The sequence below is a fragment of the Nocardioides sp. CPCC 205120 genome, assembly GCF_048654585.1.
GTDB lineage: Bacteria > Actinomycetota > Actinomycetes > Propionibacteriales > Nocardioidaceae > Nocardioides.
The window spans coordinates 440,930-457,056 of sequence record NZ_JBMCYY010000002.1 but is presented as its reverse complement, the minus strand read 5'-3'; the positions used below and the strand labels follow the sequence as shown (position 1 = coordinate 457,056).

Genomic DNA, 16,127 nt, shown 5'->3' with positions numbered 1-16,127 from the left:
CGTGCGAACGCTGTTCGCCCGGCGCTCACCCTAACGAGGATGGGGGCGGGGAGGGCGGAAAAGGGTGGCGCGCGCCACGTCGTACCCGGCTACGGTGCCCTCCGCGGGCCCGCCGGAGGCCCAGCGTCGGGGGGACGACGCCGAGCTGGATCGACCGCTGCAAGCGGTCGAGGGCGCCCCCGTTGAGGTCGTCCACGCCCACAGCGAGGTCGTGGGGGGCGACCTCTTGTGGTGAGTCGCGGTAGGAGCGGTAGTGGATGACCACCGCTGCAACCGCGACCTGGCGGCGTCGCGGCGAGCCGCAGGCCGGGCGCATTGGCGTGGTTCTCGTTCGGTCGATTCCGCGGCGCAGGACCGGGAGGGCGTGTGAGGCTCGGACCGTGAACGACGCGAACCCCGCTCCCCGCGAGCTGCGCAGGGGAGCCAACGCAGCCCTCGACGACCTGGGTGCCGAGCTCGGCGGCCTGACGGTGTTCCTCGACAGCCGGGGCCGGGACGACGAGCCCGTCGACGCCGACGTGAGCGTCCTGCTCCTCGACAGCACCGGCAAGGTGCGCTCCGGCCGCGACTTCGTCTTCTACAACCAGCCGGTGGCCCTCAACGGCGCGGTGCACCTGCGGGACAAGGTGCGCCCGGAGCCGGGCACGGACGAGGCCCACCAGGGCTGGTCCTCGGACGTGGTGACCATCGAGCTCGACGACGTGCCGCAGGAGATCGAGCGGATCGTGGTCGCCGCGAGCCTCGATCCCGCGAGCGGTACGACGTTCGGTGACGCGGCCGGCGTACGGCTCCGGCTGCAACGCACCTCCGACGCGGCCGACCTGCTCGTCTACGACATCGACGACGCCACCGACGAGCTCGCGCTCGTCTTCGGCGAGTTCTACCGCCGCGAGGACAGCTGGAAGATCCGGGCGGTGGGCCGGGGGTACGTCGAGGGGCTGGCATCGCTGGTGACCGAGCACGGCGTGGACGTGTCCGAGGAGCCGGACACCGACGACGCCGCCGCGGGCCCGTCGGTAGCAGCGGACCCCGGCGCCCCGGCGGTGACCGGAGGGGCAGCCGAGGGGTCGGACACGGCCGGCTACGCCTCGCCGACCTTCACCGTCGAGACCGCCGCTCCTCCTCTCGACCCAGCCGCCGTCGTCGCGGCGGAGGACGACGCCGGAGCGCCGCCGACACTCGCCGAGGAGTCGGCCGCGGCAGCCGACGATGACCCCGCAGCACCGCCGGCCCCGGTGAAGCGGTCCGTCTCGGTCCGGCGGCCCACCCGTGCGCCGCGTCTGCCCGCCGACTGGGACGCATCGATCCCGGCGGAGGACGGCAACGACTGGCAGCCGGCGCGGCTGTTCCCCGTGGCGGGCATCGGCAGCGGGGAGGAGCAGGAGCGGCGCGCCACGTCGGCCCTGCTGGCGGTCATGAGCACGGTGCGAGAGTTCGGCACCGCGCTCACGGTCCGCTGCGGCGCACCTCGGGGCACCGTCAGCACCTTCATCGAGGTCCCCTTCGGTCAGGACGAGGAGGCCTACCGGCCTGACGGGGTCATCCAGGTGCGGCGCGGCCAGAAGGAGTGGACCGCGCTCGTCGAGGTCAAGACGTCGACGGGGCGCCTCAACGTCGAGCAGATCGACAAGTACGTCGAGATCGCCCGTGCCCGGGGGTACGACGCGGTCATCACGATCAGCAACGAGCTGGCCGGCGGTGACGCCGAGCACCCGGTCGCCATCGACCGTCGCAAGCTGCGGAAGGTCTCCCTCCACCACCTCTCGTGGGACCAGATCCGGGCGGAGGCCGTCCTCGCCGCACGGCACCGCGGCGTCGCGGACGCGACCCAGGCCAAGGTGCTGGAGGAGTTCATCCGCTACATGAACCACGCCCGCTCGGGGATGGGCGGGCTCGGTGACATGGGACCGAGCTGGGTCAAGGTCCGCGAGGCGGTCAAGGCCAAGACGGCTCGCGCTTCCGACAAGGCGACCGGTGAGGTCAGCGCTCGTTTCGACGAGCTGGTGCAGCACCTCGGCCACCACATGAGCGGACTCCTCGGGGTCGAGGTGCAGTCGCTCCCGCCGCGGGAGACGCCGGACCACGCGAGCCGCCGCCAGCAGCTGGCGGACTCAGGCCTGCTGTTCGGGCGACTCAAGGTGCCCGGGGCGGTCGACGTGCTGGTCGTCGGTGCCGACCTGCGCTCCGACAAGGCGACGGCCTCCATCACGGTGCCCGCGCCGCGCGGCGACACCCGGCCCCTGACCCGGGTCCAGTGGCTGCTGCGCCAGCTGCCGGACCACGCGAAGGACACCATCCGCGTCGAGGCGCACCTGGCGGGCCCGCGAGGTGCGTCGACCGCCGCCCTGCTGGGCGGGGCGCGTCAGGACCCGGCGTGCCTGGTGCCGCAGGAGCAGCGGGAGATCAAGGCGTTCACCGTCTCCCTCGACCTCGCTCTCGGGAGCAAGCGCGCGGCCGGCACCGGCACCCTCATCGGGTCGGTCAAGGGCGTCACGACGACGTTCTACGCCGACGTGGTCCAGCACCTGCGTCCCTGGGTGCCGAAGGGCTAGCGCCGGTCGGCGCCTAACGCGGCGTCACGCTCCGGCGTACCCGGTCGCGGTGGGAGCGGTAGCGGACGACTACCGCTCCCACCGCGACCCGGGGATCTCGGGGCCTCAGGCGCGCCGGCGCGCCACGAACGTCGAGTCGTGCACGTCGTGGCTGACGCCCTCGCGCTCCACGGTGCGCGGGCGCTGCTCGACGACGACCACGTCGAAGCCGTCGGGGAGGGCGGGCACGAGCTCCTCGGCCTCCCACATGGCGCGGCGACGCGTCTCGCTCAGCTGCGTGAAGAGCGGCGAGGGCGCGTGGCCGACGACGAGGAGGTGGCCGCCGGGAGCGACGGCCTCGGCGAGCCGGCCGACGATCTCGACGATGCGCCCGTCCGGCGGGTGCAGGAAGTGGGTCGTGACGAGGTCGAACTGGCGCCCGCCGGCCTCGAACTCGCGGGCGTCGACCTGCCACCAGTCGGTGCGCTCGGCGACACCGGCCTGCTCGGTGTGCCGGGCGGCGCGGGCCAGGCCGTTCGCGGAGAAGTCCGCGCCGGTGACGGTCCACCCCTGCTCGGCGAGCCAGATGACGTCGCCGCCCTCGCCGCAGCCGACGTCGAGCGCCGTGCCGGGCGGGAGCTTCGAGGCCTCGGCGACGAGCTGGGCGTTGGGCTTGCCGCTCCAGATCTTCTCCTCGCCGGTGTAGCGCTCCTCCCAGCCCTCGGGCTCGAACCACTGGTCCTCGCGCTCGTCGTGCTGGTGGCCGTGTTCCTGACCGTCCCGGTGGTCGTGCTGGTGGTCGTGGTCGCTCATGCGGTGCCTTCCTCCTCGCGCGCGTCGGACCTGCGGTCACGACGCACGACTGCGTGTGCCTCCAGGCTCCGCGCACCACACCGGATTGACAAGTTCTGTTGCCGGAACGGCAAACTGGCCGGGTGGAGGAGTACGCAGAGGTGCTGGACGGGGTCGGGCCGCGCCTGCGGGCGCTCCGGCTGACGAGGGGCACGACCCTGACCGAGCTGGCCGAGCAGACGGGCATCTCGGTGAGCACGCTCTCGCGCCTCGAGTCGGGCCAGCGCCGCCCCACGCTCGAGCTGCTGCTGCCCCTCGCGCGCGCCCACGGGCAGTCCCTCGACGACCTGGTCGACGCGCCGGAGACGGGCGACCCCCGCGTGCGGGCCAAGCCGATCATCCGCCACGGCCGCACCTTCGTGCCCCTGACCCGGCGCCCGGGCGGGCTCCAGGCCTTCAAGATGATCGTGCCGCCGAACGACCCGCCCCCGCCGTACGAGCCGCGGGTGCATGAGGGCTACGAGTGGATCTACGTGCTGTCGGGCCGGCTGCACCTCGTGCTGGGGGAGCGCGAGATCGACCTGGGGCCGGGAGAGGTCGTCGAGTTCGACACCCGCACTCCGCACGTCGTGGCGAACCGCGGGCGTGAGCCGGTCGAGGTGCTGGCGCTGTTCGGGCCGCAGGGCGAGCGGATGCACGTGCGCCGCGGCGGCTGACGGGCCCGGCGGTGCGGGGGCAGGAAGGGCCCGGGAACGACGAAGGAGAGGGGCGTGCCCCTCTCCTTCTCCAAGGTATAGAGCACCAGGGGGCTTGCCGCAAGACCCCCGTGGTGGTCCAGAGTCGCCCGCCGTGACGAGCACACGACCCTCCGCCTTCGCCCTGCCGGACCACCTCGCGGCCAAGGCCGCGCCCGCCCTCGTCGACGACGACGAGCGCTTCCTCGCCCGCCTCGCCGACGCCCTGCAGCGCTCCGTCGACGACGTCTCCGTCCGGCTCGACGCGACCCTGGCCGAGGCCGGCGGCACCGGCCAGGAGGCGATGGACCGCGACCTCGAGGTGCACCGGCTCTCGAGCCGGCTGCGCACCCTGCGCCGCTACGGCCTCGACCTCTGCCTGGGCCGCGCGGTGCCCGCGGACGGGTCCGCCCCGACGTACGTCGGGAGGGTCGGGGTCAGCGACGGCGCCGGCGAGCGCCTGCTCGTCGACTGGCGCTCGCCGGCGGCCGAGCCGTTCTTCGGCGCCACCCACGCCGACCCCCGGGGCCTCGTCAGCCGACGCCGCTACCGCTGGACGGACGGGCGCGTCACCGACTACTGGGACGAGGTCTTCGACCCCGCGGCGTACGACGGGCACGCCGCCCTCGACGACCAGTCCGCGTTCGTCGCCAGCCTCGGCAGCAGCCGCTCGGCGCGCATGCGCGACGTGCTCGCGACCCTCCAGGCCGACCAGGACGCCATCGTCCGCGCGGGGTCGCGCGGCGTGCTCGTCGTCGACGGCGGCCCGGGCACGGGCAAGACGGTCGTGGCGCTGCACCGCACGGCGTACCTCCTCCATGCCGACCCGCGCCTGGACCACCGCCGGGGCGGCGTGCTGTTCGTCGGACCGCACCAGCCCTACCTGGCCTACGTCGCCGACGTCCTCCCGAGCCTGGGGGAGGAGGGCGTGCGCACCTGCACGCTCCGCGACCTCGTGCCCGAGGGGGCCCATGCGGCCGAGGAGCGCGACCCGCAGGTGGCCCGGCTCAAGTCCGACGCTGCGATGGTCGACGCGATCGAGCCCGCCGTGGCGCTCTACGAGGAACCCCCGACCACCGGCATGGACGTCGAGACGCCGTGGGCGGACACCTGGCTGAGCGCCGCCGAGTGGGCCGAGGCGTTCTCCTCGCCCGACCCCGGCACGCCGCACAACGACGCCCGCGACCAGGTCTGGGAGGCGCTGCTGGCGATCCTCGTCGACAAGCACGACACCGACCACGACGCCGAGGGGGTGGAGCCGGAGCAGGTACGGCGCGCGCTGGCCGCGAACGGCGCCCTCCGCGAGGCGTTCGACCGGGCGTGGCCGCTGCTCGAGGCGACGGACGTCGTCGGCGACCTTTGGACGGTGCCGGCCTACCTGCGGCGGTGCGCCCCCTGGCTCACCCCCGAGGAGGTCCGCGTCCTGCAGCGCCGCGACCCCGAGGCGTGGACGGTCGCCGACCTGCCGCTGCTGGACGCGGCCCGCCTGCGGCTCGGCGACCCCGAGGCATCGCGGCGGCGGCGCCGGGCGTCGGCCGCCGCAGCCGCCGAGCGCGCGCGGATGGCCGACGTCGTCGACCACCTCGTGGCGACCGACGACACCGAGATGGCGGTCATGTCGATGCTGCGAGGTGACGACCTCCAGGGCGCGCTGGTGCCCGGTGCCGATCCGGGCACCGGTCCCGCCACGGAGACGCCCGACCGGCTCGCCGGGCCGTTCGCCCACGTCGTGGTGGACGAGGCGCAGGAGCTGACCGACGCCGAGTGGCAGGTGGTGCTGCGCCGGTGCCCGACCCGCAGCCTCACGGTCGTCGGGGACCGGGCGCAGGCGCGGCACGGGTTCACCGGCACGTGGGAGGAGCGGCTCGCCCGCGTGGGGTTCGACCAGGTCACGGTGGCGTCGCTGACCGTCAACTACCGCACCCCGGCGGAGGTGATGGCCGAGGCCGAGCCGGTCATCCGGTCGGTGCTCCCGGACGCCAACGTGCCGACCTCGGTGCGCCGCACCGGCGTACCGGTGCACCACGGCGGGCTCGACGAGCTGCGGCCGCTGCTCGACGGGTGGCTCGCCGAGCACGTCGAGGGCACCGCGTGCGTCGTCACCGCGGGCGCGGTCGACCGAGACGCCGTCCCCGCGTCGCCCCGTGTGCGGGTGCTCACCCCGGTGCTCGCGAAGGGGCTGGAGTTCGACCTCGTCGTGCTCCTGCGGCCCGACGAGCTGGGGGACCCCGGTGACCCGGTGGCGGCGGCTGTCGACCGCTACGTCGCGATGACCCGGGCGACGCAGCGGCTCGTCGTCCTCGCGTGAGCTGAGTCGGCGCACTCACGCGCCGGGAGCCCCGCCCCGCCGAGACTGCGCGAGGGGGCCGTCGACCGAACGGCCCCGGGGGGTGGGGGAGATGTCGCGTCCGCAGGGATCCGTCGGGGTGGTGGCCGTGCTGGCCGCCCTCGTGGTGCTCGTGGTGGTGGTGCTGGTGGTGCTCCTCGTGGGCGGGGAGGAGCCGGGCCGGGGGGACGCCGACGTCGCGGTGGACCCCGCCGCCTCGTCCGCCGCCTCGTCCGCCGCTCCTTCCCCCGCCTCGCCCACCGCCGACCTCCCCGTGCCGGAACCGCCGCGCCGCGGGGTCCGGCTGGACCTCGCGCCGAGCACGGTGCGCGGGGGCCTCTTCGAGCCCGGCCGCTCGCCGGTGGTGCGGCCCCTCCCCGGGGTCAGGGTGGACGACGCGGTCGGGCGCTTCGTGGAGTGCGCGGGCTGGCTGCTGTCCTCGCAGGACGTCCGCGACGACCCGTCGGTCGCGCGGGCCGCGTTCCCCCTGCTGCTGCCGAGCGACCTCGGGCACCTCGCCGCCAGCGGCGACGACGCCCTGCGTGTGGACTTCCGCGGCGGCGCCTACCGGCTCTACGGCCACAGCGGGAGCGCGGAGGCGCCGGACATGGTGATGCTGCAGTCGGTCGCCCAGGTCACGGACGGCGACGGACGCGTCCGGTGGGTGCGGATCGTGGGCATGATGGCGGCCGACGGCGACGCCTGGACCCCGCAGGGGATCCGCGCCGAGGAGGTCGCGCAACCCGCGTCGCCCGAGCTCGCCCTCGTCGACCTCCCGCGCAGCGAGGCGGTGCGGCTGCTCGGCGACGACGGGTTCGGCTGGCGGGCGTTCGCGTCGTGACCGGGGTCGCCGCACCGACGCAGTATTGAACACGTTCAGAACTGGTGTACCGTCGAGACCACGAAGTTGAACACGTTCAACACTCACTCTGGAGGACCATCGTGGACTGGACCGTCACCACCTACCTCGGCTACCTGGCCATCGCCATCCCGCTGACCGTGTGGGTCGCCCGCACGCTCTTCACCAACGGCACCGTCTTCCTCACCGACGTCTTCGAGGGGCGCCACGAGCTCGCCGCGGCGGTGAACCGGCTGCTCGTCGTCGGCTTCTACCTGCTGAACGTCGGGTTCGTCCTCCTCTTCCTGCGGGTGGGCGACCCGGTGCTCGACGCGAGCGGGATGCTCGAGGTGCTGAGCGTGAAGCTCGGCGTCGTGATGCTGGTGCTCGGCGGCGTCCACCTGGCCAACGTGCTGGTCTTCAACTCGATCCGCCGTCGTCACCACTACGAGCAGGGGCAGCGCCCGCCGGTGGCGCCGCAGGGTGTCCTCGGTGCCGGCCCCCGCGGCCCCGCCGCCCCTGCCGGCCCCGCCGGCCCCGCCGACCCCGGTGCGCTCCGGCCGTTCCCGGCGCCGGGCCGGTGACGGATCGTGCGGCTGACGCTGCTGTACGACGCGGACTGCCGGTTGTGCGTCCCGTTCGCCGGCTGGGTGGCGCGGCAGGACCTGCTGGTCCCGCTCGAGCTGGTGCCGTGCGGGTCGGCGGAGGCCCGGGCCCGCTTCCCCGGCCTCGACCACGCCGCGACCCGGGCGACGGTGACGGTGGTCGGGGACGGGGGAGAGGTATGGACCCACGACGCCGCCTGGGTGGTCGTGCTCTGGGCCACCCGGCGCCACCGGGTGCTCGCCCACCGGCTGAGCGGGTCGGCCGCCGGGCGGAGGCTGGCGCGGGGCGCGGCGTACTCGGCCGCCGGCCTGCGCCACCTGCTCGGCCCGGGGACGGGCTCGGGCGGGGCCCCGGCTGCCGGCGCGGGCGCGGGCGGGGGAGCAGGCTGGGGTCGGGACGATGACTACGCTGGCCGCTGTGCCGACGCCTGCTCCCCGAACCGCCAAGGCTGAGGCGACGCGCGCCACGATCGTCGCCGCCGCGATGCGCCTGTTCCGCGAGGGCGGGTACGACGCGACGACCATGCGCGCGGTCGCCGACGAGGCCGGCATGTCGCTGGGCAGCGCCTACTACTACTTCGCCTCCAAGGAGCACCTGGTTCAGGGCTTCTACGACCAGCTGTCGGCCGAGCACCAGGAGGCCGTCGCCGAGGTCCTCGCCTCCGAGACGGGGTTCGTCGAGCGCTGCTCCGGCGTGCTGCTGCGCTGGATCGACCTGGCGGCGCCGTACCACGAGTTCGCGGCCACCTTCTTCAAGAACGCCGCGGACCCCCGCAGCCCGCTCTCGCCCTTCTCGCCCGAGTCGCAGGCGGCGCGCGAGACGTCGGTGGGGATCCAGCGCGAGGTGCTCGCCGGGTCGGACCTGAGGCTGCCGGCCGCGCTGCGCGAGGAGATGCCCGAGCTGCTCTGGCTGCTGCAGATGGGGGTCGTGCTGTTCTGGGTCTACGACTCCTCCGAGGACCAGCAGCGCACGCGCGCGCTGGTGCGGGGCGTCGTACCGCTCGTCGACCGGCTGGCGCGCCTGACCCGGCTGCCCGTGGTGCGGGGGATCGCGGGCGACGTCGCGGCGCTGGTGCGCTCCCTGCGCGACTGACGGTCAACGCGGCGCCGATTGGGCACCGGGGCGGGGAGTGCGTCCCCGCAGGCCCGCTCGCCGCCCGCCGCCGATCCCCCGGAGGACCCATGGACTGGACCGCCACGACCCACCTCGTCTACCTGGCCGTCGCGCTCCCCGTGACGGTGTGGGTGGCGCGGACGCTGCTGGTGAACGGCACGGCGTTCCTCACCGACGTCTACGAGGGACGCGCGCAGCTGGCGGGGTCGGTCAACCGCCTCATGGTGGTCGGGTTCTACCTGCTGAACATCGGGTTCGTGCTGCTCCTCGTGCGGGTGGGCGGCGAGGTGCGGGGGTTCGCCGACATGCTCGAGACCCTCAGCGGCAAGCTGGGCGTGGTGCTCCTCGTGCTCGGGGTGGTGCACCTCGCGAACGTCCACACCTTCAACTCGATCCGCAAGCGCCGCAACGAGGAGCGGGTACGGCGCGCCGAGGCCGCCCCGTGGCGCGCCGGCTCCGCCGTCGAGGAGGCGGTGGACCAGGCGGTGGCCGACCGGGTCGCCGAGCGGCCGGTCACCGACCGCGGCCGCATCGACGACGGCTACGACCCGTTCCCCGCGCGGGGCCGCTGAGCCTCACGCCTCCGCGACGACCCGGGCCGCCGGGCCCGCCGCGACCCGCCCCAGCTCCCGGGCGTGCACGTCGGCGCTGTCGATGAGCGGGACCGGGCTGTCGCCCGGGCCGACGAGCAGGCCGATCTCGGTGCAGGCCAGCACGACCGCCTCGGCGCCGCGCTCCGCGAGCCGGGCGACCACCTCGACGTACCGCTCCCGCGACGCGGGGCGAACGACGCCCTGCGTGAGCTCGTCGAAGATCACGCCGTCCACGAGCGCCCGGTCGGCCGCGCCGGGCACGACCGTGGCGACGCCGTGGCCGGCCAGCCGCTCGGCGTAGAAGGGCTCCTCCATCACCCAGCGGGTGCCGAGCACGCCGAGCGTCCCCCAGCCGTGCCGCGTCGCCTCGGCCGCGACCGCGTCCCCGATGTGGAGCAGCGGCACGTCGAGGGCGGCCTCCACCTGCGGTGCGACCTTGTGCATGAGGTTCGTGCAGATCGCGACGGTCGTGGCGCCGGCCGCGACGCACCGCCGGCCCGCCTCGACGAGGAGGGCCACGGCCCCGTCCCAGTCCCCGGCCTGCTGCAGCGCCCGCACCTCGGCGAAGTCGAGGGACTGCAGCGCGATGCGGGCCGACGCGTGCCCGCCGCGCGCGGCGGCCACCGCCTCGTTCACGATCCGGTAGTAGGTGGCGGTCGAGTGCCAGCTCATGCCGCCGATCAGTCCGATGGTCTCCATGCGCACCATCGTCGGGTCCCGTCCGCCTCCCAGGTAGACGGGACTTCCCGCCACCTGCTCGTAGCGGATCTAATGGCCCGGTGGATCCCCGTCGCGTCCTGCTCTTCCGCACCGTCGCCCGGGCCGGCTCGCTGAGCGCGGCCGCGCGCGAGCTCGGCACGACCCAGTCCGCCGTCAGCCAGCAGCTGCGGGCCCTCGAGCGCGAGGCCGGCGGGGCGCTGCTCGTGCGCACGGCGCGCGGCACCACGCCGACCGAGGCCGGCGCAGCGCTCCTGGCCCGCGCGGACGCGGTGCACACCGCGCTGCACCAGGCGCAGGAGGAGCTCGGCGCGCTCGCCGACCTCCGCGCCGGGACCGTGCGCCTCGCCGCGTTCCCGTCGGCGGCGGCCACCCTGGTGCCCGCGGTCGTGCGGGCGCTGCAGGACGACCACCCGGGCCTGCGGGTGACCCTGGTCGAGGCCGAGCCGCCGGAGGCGTGGGCCGCGGTGCTCGCCGGGGACGCCGACGCCGCCCTCGTGTTCGGGTACGACGGACCGCCCGCCGACGACGGCGCGCTCGCCTGGGTGCCCCTCGGTGTGGAGCCGCTCCACCTCGTGGTCCCACCCGGCGCCGGCGCGCCCGGCGGCGAGGGTTCCGCCGTACCGGGGGAGTGGCTGGCCCAGCAGGACTGGGTGGCCGGGTGCGAGCGCTGCCGCGGCCACCTGCTCGAGCGGTGCCGGGCCGCCGGGTTCGAGCCGCGGCTGGTGCACGAGAGCGACGACTACGTGGTGGTGCAGAACCTCGTGGCCCACGGCCTCGGGGTGACGGTGCTGCCGCAGCTCGCGCTGACGGCGTTCCGCCATCCCGAGGTCGAGGTGCGGCGTGCGCCCGCCTTCGGCGAGCGGCACGTGGGGGTGGTGCACCGCCCCGGCGCCGAGGACGTGCCCGCGGTGCGGGCGGTGATGGAGCGGCTCGCACGCGACGCCGGCGCCGTGCTGCCCCGCCGCCGCTGAGCGCGGTCGCTATCCTCCTCCGGTCGGGCGGCCGGATCGCCGCCCCTGCACGGGCGGTGAGCCCGCCACGGTGAGGGGACGAGGTCGGATGCAGCTCGGTCGGCGACGCGCGGCAGCGTCCGGGATCGGCCCGGGTGGCCTGCACCCCGCGCAGCTGGTGGTGCTCGGCTTCGCCGGGGCCGTGCTGCTCGGCACCGTCCTGCTGTGCCTCCCGGTCGCGAGCGAGGGGGAGGGCGGCACCTCGGTCCTGACTGCCCTCTTCACCGCGACGTCGGCCGTGTGCGTCACCGGACTCGCGGTCGTGGACACGCCGACGCACTGGTCGGCCTTCGGCGAGGGCGTGATCCTGGCCCTCATCCAGCTCGGGGGCCTCGGCATCATGACGTTCGCCTCGCTCCTCGGCATCCTGGTGTGGCGGCGGCTGGGCCTGCGCTCCCGCCTGACGGCGGCCGCGGAGACCAAGGCGGTCGGCCTGGGCGAGGTGCGCTCGGTGGTGCGGGGCGTGGTGGTGACCAGCCTGCTGTTCGAGGTCGTGACGGCGACGCTGCTGACGCTGCGCTTCGCGCTCGGCTACGACGAGCCGTGGCCGCGCGCGGTGTACCTCGGGGTGTTCCACGCCGTCTCGGCGTTCAACAACGCCGGCTTCGCCCTGTGGTCGGACAGCCTCACCCGGTTCGCCACGGACCCGTTCATCTGCCTGCCGATCGCGTTCGCCGTGATCGCCGGCGGGCTCGGCTTCCCGGTCTGGCTCGAGCTGCGCCGCCACCTGCGCGAGCCCGGGCGCTGGAGCATGCACACGAAGATGACGCTGTGGGCCACGGTCGTCCTCCTCGTCCTCGGCTCGGTGTTCGTGACCGTCAGCGAGTGGGACAACCCGGCGACGCTGGGGGCGCTCGACACCCCCGGGCGCCTGCTCGCCGGGTTCTTCCAGGGCGTCATGCCGCGCACGGCGGGCTTCAACAGCCTCGACTACGGCCAGATGAACGACGGCACCCTCCTGGGCACCGAGATCCTCATGTTCATCGGCGGTGGCGCGGCCGGCACCGCCGGCGGCATCAAGGTCACCACCTTCGTGCTCCTCCTGTTCGTCATCTGGGCCGAGGCCCGCGGCGAGCGCGACGTCGAGGCCTTCGACCGGCGGATCGGCGAGCGCGCCGTGCGTCAGGCCCTCACGGTCGCGCTGCTCGGCGTGGCCGCCGTCGTCCTCGCCACCCTCGTCCTGCTGGCCGTGACCGACCACGAGACGGAGGACGTCCTGTTCGAGGCCGTCTCCGCGTTCGCCACCGTGGGCCTCTCGACGGGCATCACCGCCGACCTGCCCGGGTCCGCCCAGCTCGTGCTCGTCGTCCTGATGTTCGTGGGCCGCCTCGGGCCCGTCACACTGGTCTCCGCCCTCGCGCTGCGCGAGCGCGGCACGCTGCACCGCCTCCCGGAAGGACGACCGATCATTGGCTAGGAAGACCGTCAGCGGCGTCGCCGTGCTGGGACTGGGCCGCTTCGGCCGGTCCCTCGCGCTCGAGCTCGCCAGCGACCGCGTCGAGGTCCTCGGCGTCGACAGCGACCCCCGCATCGTGCAGTCCCTGGCCGGTCGCCTCACCCACGTGGTCGAGGCGGACACGACCGACGAGGACGCGATGCGCCAGCTCGGCATCGGCGAGCTGGACGTGGTGGTGGTCGGCGTCGGCAACGACCTCGAGTCGAGCATCCTCACCGCGTCGGTCGCGCTCGGGATCGGGTCGCGCAACGTGTGGGCCAAGGCGATCAGCTCGGCCCACGCGCGGATCCTCACGCAGATCGGCGTGCACCACGTCGTGCGCCCCGAGCACGACATGGGGCGCCGCGTCGCGCACCTGGTGCGCGGCGGCGGCATGGTCGAGTACATCGAGTTCGACGACGGCTACGCCTTCGCCAAGTCCACCCCGCCGCAGGCGCTGCTCAACCGCAGCCTCGCGGGGTACGGCGTGCGCTCGCAGTACGGCGTCACGGTGGTCGGGGTGAAGAAGCACGAGGGGGAGTTCACCTACGCGACCCCCGAGACCGTCCTGCGGCCCGGCGACCACATCGTCGTCTCGGGCCCGCGGGCGAAGGTCGAGGCGTTCACGCGGCTGAGCTGAGCCGGGCGTGCCACCGGCGCGCCGGCCCGGGCGGACCCGGGCCGGCGCCGCGTCAGATGACGCCGAGGGCGAGCACCGCGTCGGCGACCTGCGTGAAGCCGGCGATGTTGGCCCCCGCGGAGTAGTTGCCGGGCTGGCCGTACTCGTCGGCCGTCGTCAGGCAGCGGTGGTGGATGTTGCGCATGATCTCGGCGAGCCGCTCCTCGGTGTGCTCGAAGGACCAGGAGTCGCGCGAGGCGTTCTGCTGCATCTCCAGCGCGCTGGTGGCGACGCCGCCCGCGTTGGCGGCCTTGCCGGGCGCGAAGGAGACGCCGGCCTCGCTGAAGGTGCGCACGGCCTCCGGGGTGCACGGCATGTTCGCGCCCTCGGCCACCACCTGGCAGCCGTTGCGGACGAGTGCCGCGGCGTCGTTGCCGTTCAGCTCGTTCTGCGTCGCGCACGGCAGCGCCACGTCGCACGGCACCTGCCACACCGAGCCGCCCTCGACGTACGACGCGCGCGGCCGCTCGTCGGCGTACACGGCGATGCGGGAGCGGCGCCGCTCCTTGATGTCCTTGACCAGCGCGAGGTCGACGCCGTCGGGGTCCACGACGTACCCGCCGGAGTCGGAGCAGGCGACCACGACGGCGCCGAGCTGCTGCAGCTTCTCGATCGCGTAGATGGCGACGTTGCCCGAGCCGGAGACGACCACCTTCTTGCCGTCGAGGCTGTCGCCGCGGCTGCGGAGGATCTCGTCGACGAAGAACACGGTGCCGTAGCCGGTGGCCTCGGTCCGGACCAGCGAGCCGCCCCAGCCGATGCCCTTGCCGGTCAGCACGCCCGACTCGTAGCGGTTGGTGATCCGCTTGTACTGCCCGAAGAGGTAGCCGATCTCGCGGCCGCCGACGCCGATGTCGCCGGCGGGGACGTCGGTGTACTCCCCGATGTGGCGGTAGAGCTCCGTCATGAACGACTGGCAGAAGCGCATGACCTCGGCGTCGGAGCGACCCTTGGGGTCGAAGTCCGAACCGCCCTTGCCGCCGCCGATGGGCAGGCCGGTCAGCGCGTTCTTGAAGATCTGCTCGAAGCCGAGGAACTTCACGATGCCCAGGTAGACCGTCGGGTGGAAGCGCAGGCCGCCCTTGTAGGGACCGAGGGCCGAGTTGAACTCGACGCGGAAGCCGCGGTTGATCTGCACCTGGCCGCTGTCGTCGACCCACGGGACGCGGAAGATGATCTGCCGCTCGGGCTCGCACAGCCGCGGGATGATCGCGGCGTCGGCGTACTCCGGGTGCTTGGCGACGACCGGCCCGAGGGAGTCCAGCACCTCGTGCACGGCCTGGTGGAACTCGTCCTCACCGGGGTTGCGGCGCAGCACCTCCTCGAACATGGGCTGCAGCTTCTCGTCGAGCATCGACATGGGGGCTCCTCCGTGGGACGGCGCACGGGCGCTCGTCGTGGTCAGGACGTGTTACACGCCCGTAACAATAGGAGTCTTTCGCCCCGGCGGCAGCCGCGGGTGCGCCCGGCGCTAGGAGCTCAGGCGGGCGCGGGGGTCGTGGGCCGGGACAGCGGCGCGCTGCCGGCCGCCCGTCGGGCCGCTGATCTCGGCCCACACCTCGTCGAGGGAGAGGCCGAGGACGTCCGCGATGGCCGCGACGGTGGGGAAGGCGGGGGTCGCGACCCGGCCGGACTCGATCTTGCGCAGCGTCTCGGGGGACACGCCGGCGCTCAGCGCGGTCTCGAGCATCGGGCGCTCGCCGCGGGCGCGGCGGATGAGGGCGCCGAGGCGTCGACCGCGCTCGACCTCGGCGGGGGAGAGTGGGAGCCGGACCATGGGCCGATAGTAGTACCGGGATAACATTGCCGGGATAGTTATCCGACCCTGGACGGAGTCCTGCTCGTGATCGAGATCCTCAGCCCCGCGAAGCTGGCCCAGGCCCGGGTGTCCGGCGCCCTGGTCGGTCACATCTTGCAGACCCTGCGACAGCGTGCGACGGTCGGCACGAACCTGCTCGAGATCGACCGGTGGGCGGCCGAGATGATCGCCGACGCCGGGGCGGAGTCCTGCTACGTCGACTACGCGCCGTCCTTCGGCCGGGGCCCGTTCGGCCACCACATCTGCACCGCGGTCAACGACGCCGTGCTGCACGGCCGCCCGCACGACCGGACGCTCGCCGACGGGGACCTCCTCACCCTCGACCTCGCCCTGCTCACCGGCGGCGTCGCGGCGGACGCCGCGATCAGCTTCGTCGTGGGGCAGGCGCGGCCCGCGGAGAGCGTCGCGCTGGTCGAGGTCACCGAGCGGGCCCTGGCCGCGGCCATCGCCGTGGCCCGCCCCGGCGCCCGCATCGGCGACATCTCCCACGCGATCGGCACCGTGCTGACCGAGGCGGGCTACCCGGTCAACACCGAGTTCGGCGGCCACGGCATCGGCTCGACGATGCACCAGGACCCCCACGTCGCGAACATCGGGCGGCCCGGCCGCGGCTACGTCCTGCGCCCCGGGCTGATGCTCGCGCTGGAGCCGTGGGTCATGGCGGACACCGACCGGCTCGTCACCGACGCCGACGGGTGGACGCTGCGCAGCGCCACCGGCTGCCGCACGGCGCACTCCGAGCACACCGTCGCGATCACCATCGACGGGGCCGAGGTGCTGACTGCCGCGCCGCCGGCCTGACGAGCGCGCACGGGGGCGGGGGCTGACGTGCTCGCTGCTGGCCCCGCTCGGCGGCGGCTGGCGGCCTGACGAGCCGGAAGAGGTGGTCCGCTCGTCCAGGGTCAGGTGCAGGCCCTGGTCGTCTCCTCCT

16 protein-coding genes are annotated in these 16,127 nt (G+C 74.3%); 12 read left to right on the top strand and 4 right to left on the bottom strand.

What is annotated here, in order from left to right:
- Positions 1–380 precede the first annotated feature (380 nt).
- Positions 381–2,552 carry a TerD family protein gene (locus ACOACO_RS13205; protein WP_420296734.1) on the top strand — a complete coding sequence of 724 codons (2,172 nt, stop codon included), beginning with the start codon at positions 381–383 and terminating at the stop codon, positions 2,550–2,552.
- Positions 2,553–2,657: 105 nt separating this feature from the next.
- On the opposite strand, the gene ACOACO_RS13200 is transcribed toward ACOACO_RS13205, so the two are convergent.
- Positions 2,658–3,344, bottom strand: coding sequence for a class I SAM-dependent methyltransferase (locus ACOACO_RS13200; protein ID WP_420296733.1), 687 nt, complete (start codon positions 3,342–3,344; stop codon positions 2,658–2,660).
- A gap of 122 nt (positions 3,345–3,466) precedes the next feature.
- Between ACOACO_RS13200 and ACOACO_RS13195 the strand changes: the two genes are divergently transcribed.
- From ACOACO_RS13195 to ACOACO_RS13165, 7 genes are all read left to right on the top strand, one after another.
- Positions 3,467–4,039 (top strand): helix-turn-helix domain-containing protein, encoded by a 573-nt coding sequence (locus tag ACOACO_RS13195; protein WP_420296732.1) that lies wholly within the window; start codon positions 3,467–3,469, stop codon positions 4,037–4,039.
- A gap of 133 nt (positions 4,040–4,172) precedes the next feature.
- Positions 4,173–6,365, top strand: a complete 2,193-nt coding sequence (gene helR, locus ACOACO_RS13190; protein ID WP_420296731.1) for an RNA polymerase recycling motor ATPase HelR — start codon at positions 4,173–4,175, stop codon at positions 6,363–6,365.
- Positions 6,366–6,456: 91 nt separating this feature from the next.
- Positions 6,457–7,224: a hypothetical protein gene (locus tag ACOACO_RS13185; protein ID WP_420296730.1), complete on the top strand. Its 768-nt coding sequence runs from the start codon at positions 6,457–6,459 to the stop codon at positions 7,222–7,224.
- A gap of 101 nt (positions 7,225–7,325) precedes the next feature.
- A complete protein-coding gene (locus ACOACO_RS13180; protein ID WP_420296729.1) occupies positions 7,326–7,805 on the top strand; it encodes a hypothetical protein in 480 nt (159 codons plus the stop codon).
- Positions 7,806–7,811: 6 nt separating this feature from the next.
- Positions 7,812–8,279, top strand: a complete 468-nt coding sequence (locus ACOACO_RS13175) for a thiol-disulfide oxidoreductase DCC family protein (RefSeq protein WP_420296728.1) — start codon at positions 7,812–7,814, stop codon at positions 8,277–8,279.
- Positions 8,245–8,919 carry a TetR family transcriptional regulator gene (locus tag ACOACO_RS13170; protein ID WP_420296727.1) on the top strand — a complete coding sequence of 225 codons (675 nt, stop codon included), beginning with the start codon at positions 8,245–8,247 and terminating at the stop codon, positions 8,917–8,919. The genes ACOACO_RS13175 and ACOACO_RS13170 overlap by 35 nt, the downstream gene beginning before the upstream one ends.
- Positions 8,920–9,008: 89 nt before the next feature.
- Entirely contained in the window at positions 9,009–9,512 is a 504-nt protein-coding gene (locus ACOACO_RS13165) for a hypothetical protein (RefSeq protein WP_420296726.1), read from the top strand.
- Positions 9,513–9,515: 3 nt separating this feature from the next.
- On the opposite strand, the gene ACOACO_RS13160 is transcribed toward ACOACO_RS13165, so the two are convergent.
- A complete protein-coding gene (locus ACOACO_RS13160; protein WP_420296725.1) occupies positions 9,516–10,232 on the bottom strand; it encodes an aspartate/glutamate racemase family protein in 717 nt (238 codons plus the stop codon).
- 80 nt (positions 10,233–10,312) lie between these two features.
- On the opposite strand from ACOACO_RS13160, the gene ACOACO_RS13155 reads away from it, so the two are divergent.
- The 3 genes from ACOACO_RS13155 (at position 10,313) to ACOACO_RS13145 (ending at position 13,338) form a co-directional block, all read left to right on the top strand.
- Entirely contained in the window at positions 10,313–11,224 is a 912-nt protein-coding gene (locus tag ACOACO_RS13155; protein WP_420296724.1) for a LysR family transcriptional regulator, read from the top strand.
- Between the two features lie 88 nt (positions 11,225–11,312).
- Positions 11,313–12,680, top strand: a complete 1,368-nt coding sequence (locus tag ACOACO_RS13150; RefSeq protein ID WP_420296723.1) for a TrkH family potassium uptake protein — start codon at positions 11,313–11,315, stop codon at positions 12,678–12,680.
- A complete protein-coding gene (locus ACOACO_RS13145) occupies positions 12,673–13,338 on the top strand; it encodes a potassium channel family protein (protein ID WP_420296722.1) in 666 nt (221 codons plus the stop codon). Before ACOACO_RS13150 ends, ACOACO_RS13145 begins: the two co-directional genes overlap by 8 nt.
- A gap of 52 nt (positions 13,339–13,390) precedes the next feature.
- On the opposite strand, the gene gdhA is transcribed toward ACOACO_RS13145, so the two are convergent.
- Together gdhA and ACOACO_RS13135 are read right to left on the bottom strand one after the other, a co-directional pair.
- Positions 13,391–14,737, bottom strand: a complete 1,347-nt coding sequence (gene gdhA / locus ACOACO_RS13140) for an NADP-specific glutamate dehydrogenase (RefSeq protein ID WP_420296721.1) — start codon at positions 14,735–14,737, stop codon at positions 13,391–13,393.
- Positions 14,738–14,848: 111 nt separating this feature from the next.
- Complete coding sequence (locus ACOACO_RS13135; protein WP_420296720.1) at positions 14,849–15,154, bottom strand: helix-turn-helix transcriptional regulator; 306 nt, start codon at positions 15,152–15,154, stop codon at positions 14,849–14,851.
- Between the two features lie 66 nt (positions 15,155–15,220).
- Here ACOACO_RS13135 and map point away from each other — a divergent pair, with 66 nt between their 5' ends.
- Complete coding sequence (gene map / locus ACOACO_RS13130; RefSeq protein ID WP_420296719.1) at positions 15,221–15,997, top strand: type I methionyl aminopeptidase; 777 nt, start codon at positions 15,221–15,223, stop codon at positions 15,995–15,997.
- Positions 15,998–16,127: the final 130 nt, after the last annotated feature.

Coding starts and splice junctions, on each gene's coding strand:
- ACOACO_RS13200 (WP_420296733.1), bottom strand. CDS start 3,344: ATGAGCGACCACGACCACCAGCACGACCACCGGGACGGTCAGGAACAC.
- ACOACO_RS13185 (WP_420296730.1), top strand. CDS start 6,457: ATGTCGCGTCCGCAGGGATCCGTCGGGGTGGTGGCCGTGCTGGCCGCC.
- ACOACO_RS13165 (WP_420296726.1), top strand. CDS start 9,009: ATGGACTGGACCGCCACGACCCACCTCGTCTACCTGGCCGTCGCGCTC.
- ACOACO_RS13160 (WP_420296725.1), bottom strand. CDS start 10,232: ATGGAGACCATCGGACTGATCGGCGGCATGAGCTGGCACTCGACCGCC.
- ACOACO_RS13150 (WP_420296723.1), top strand. CDS start 11,313: ATGCAGCTCGGTCGGCGACGCGCGGCAGCGTCCGGGATCGGCCCGGGT.
- gdhA (WP_420296721.1), bottom strand. CDS start 14,737: ATGTCGATGCTCGACGAGAAGCTGCAGCCCATGTTCGAGGAGGTGCTG.
- ACOACO_RS13135 (WP_420296720.1), bottom strand. CDS start 15,154: ATGGTCCGGCTCCCACTCTCCCCCGCCGAGGTCGAGCGCGGTCGACGC.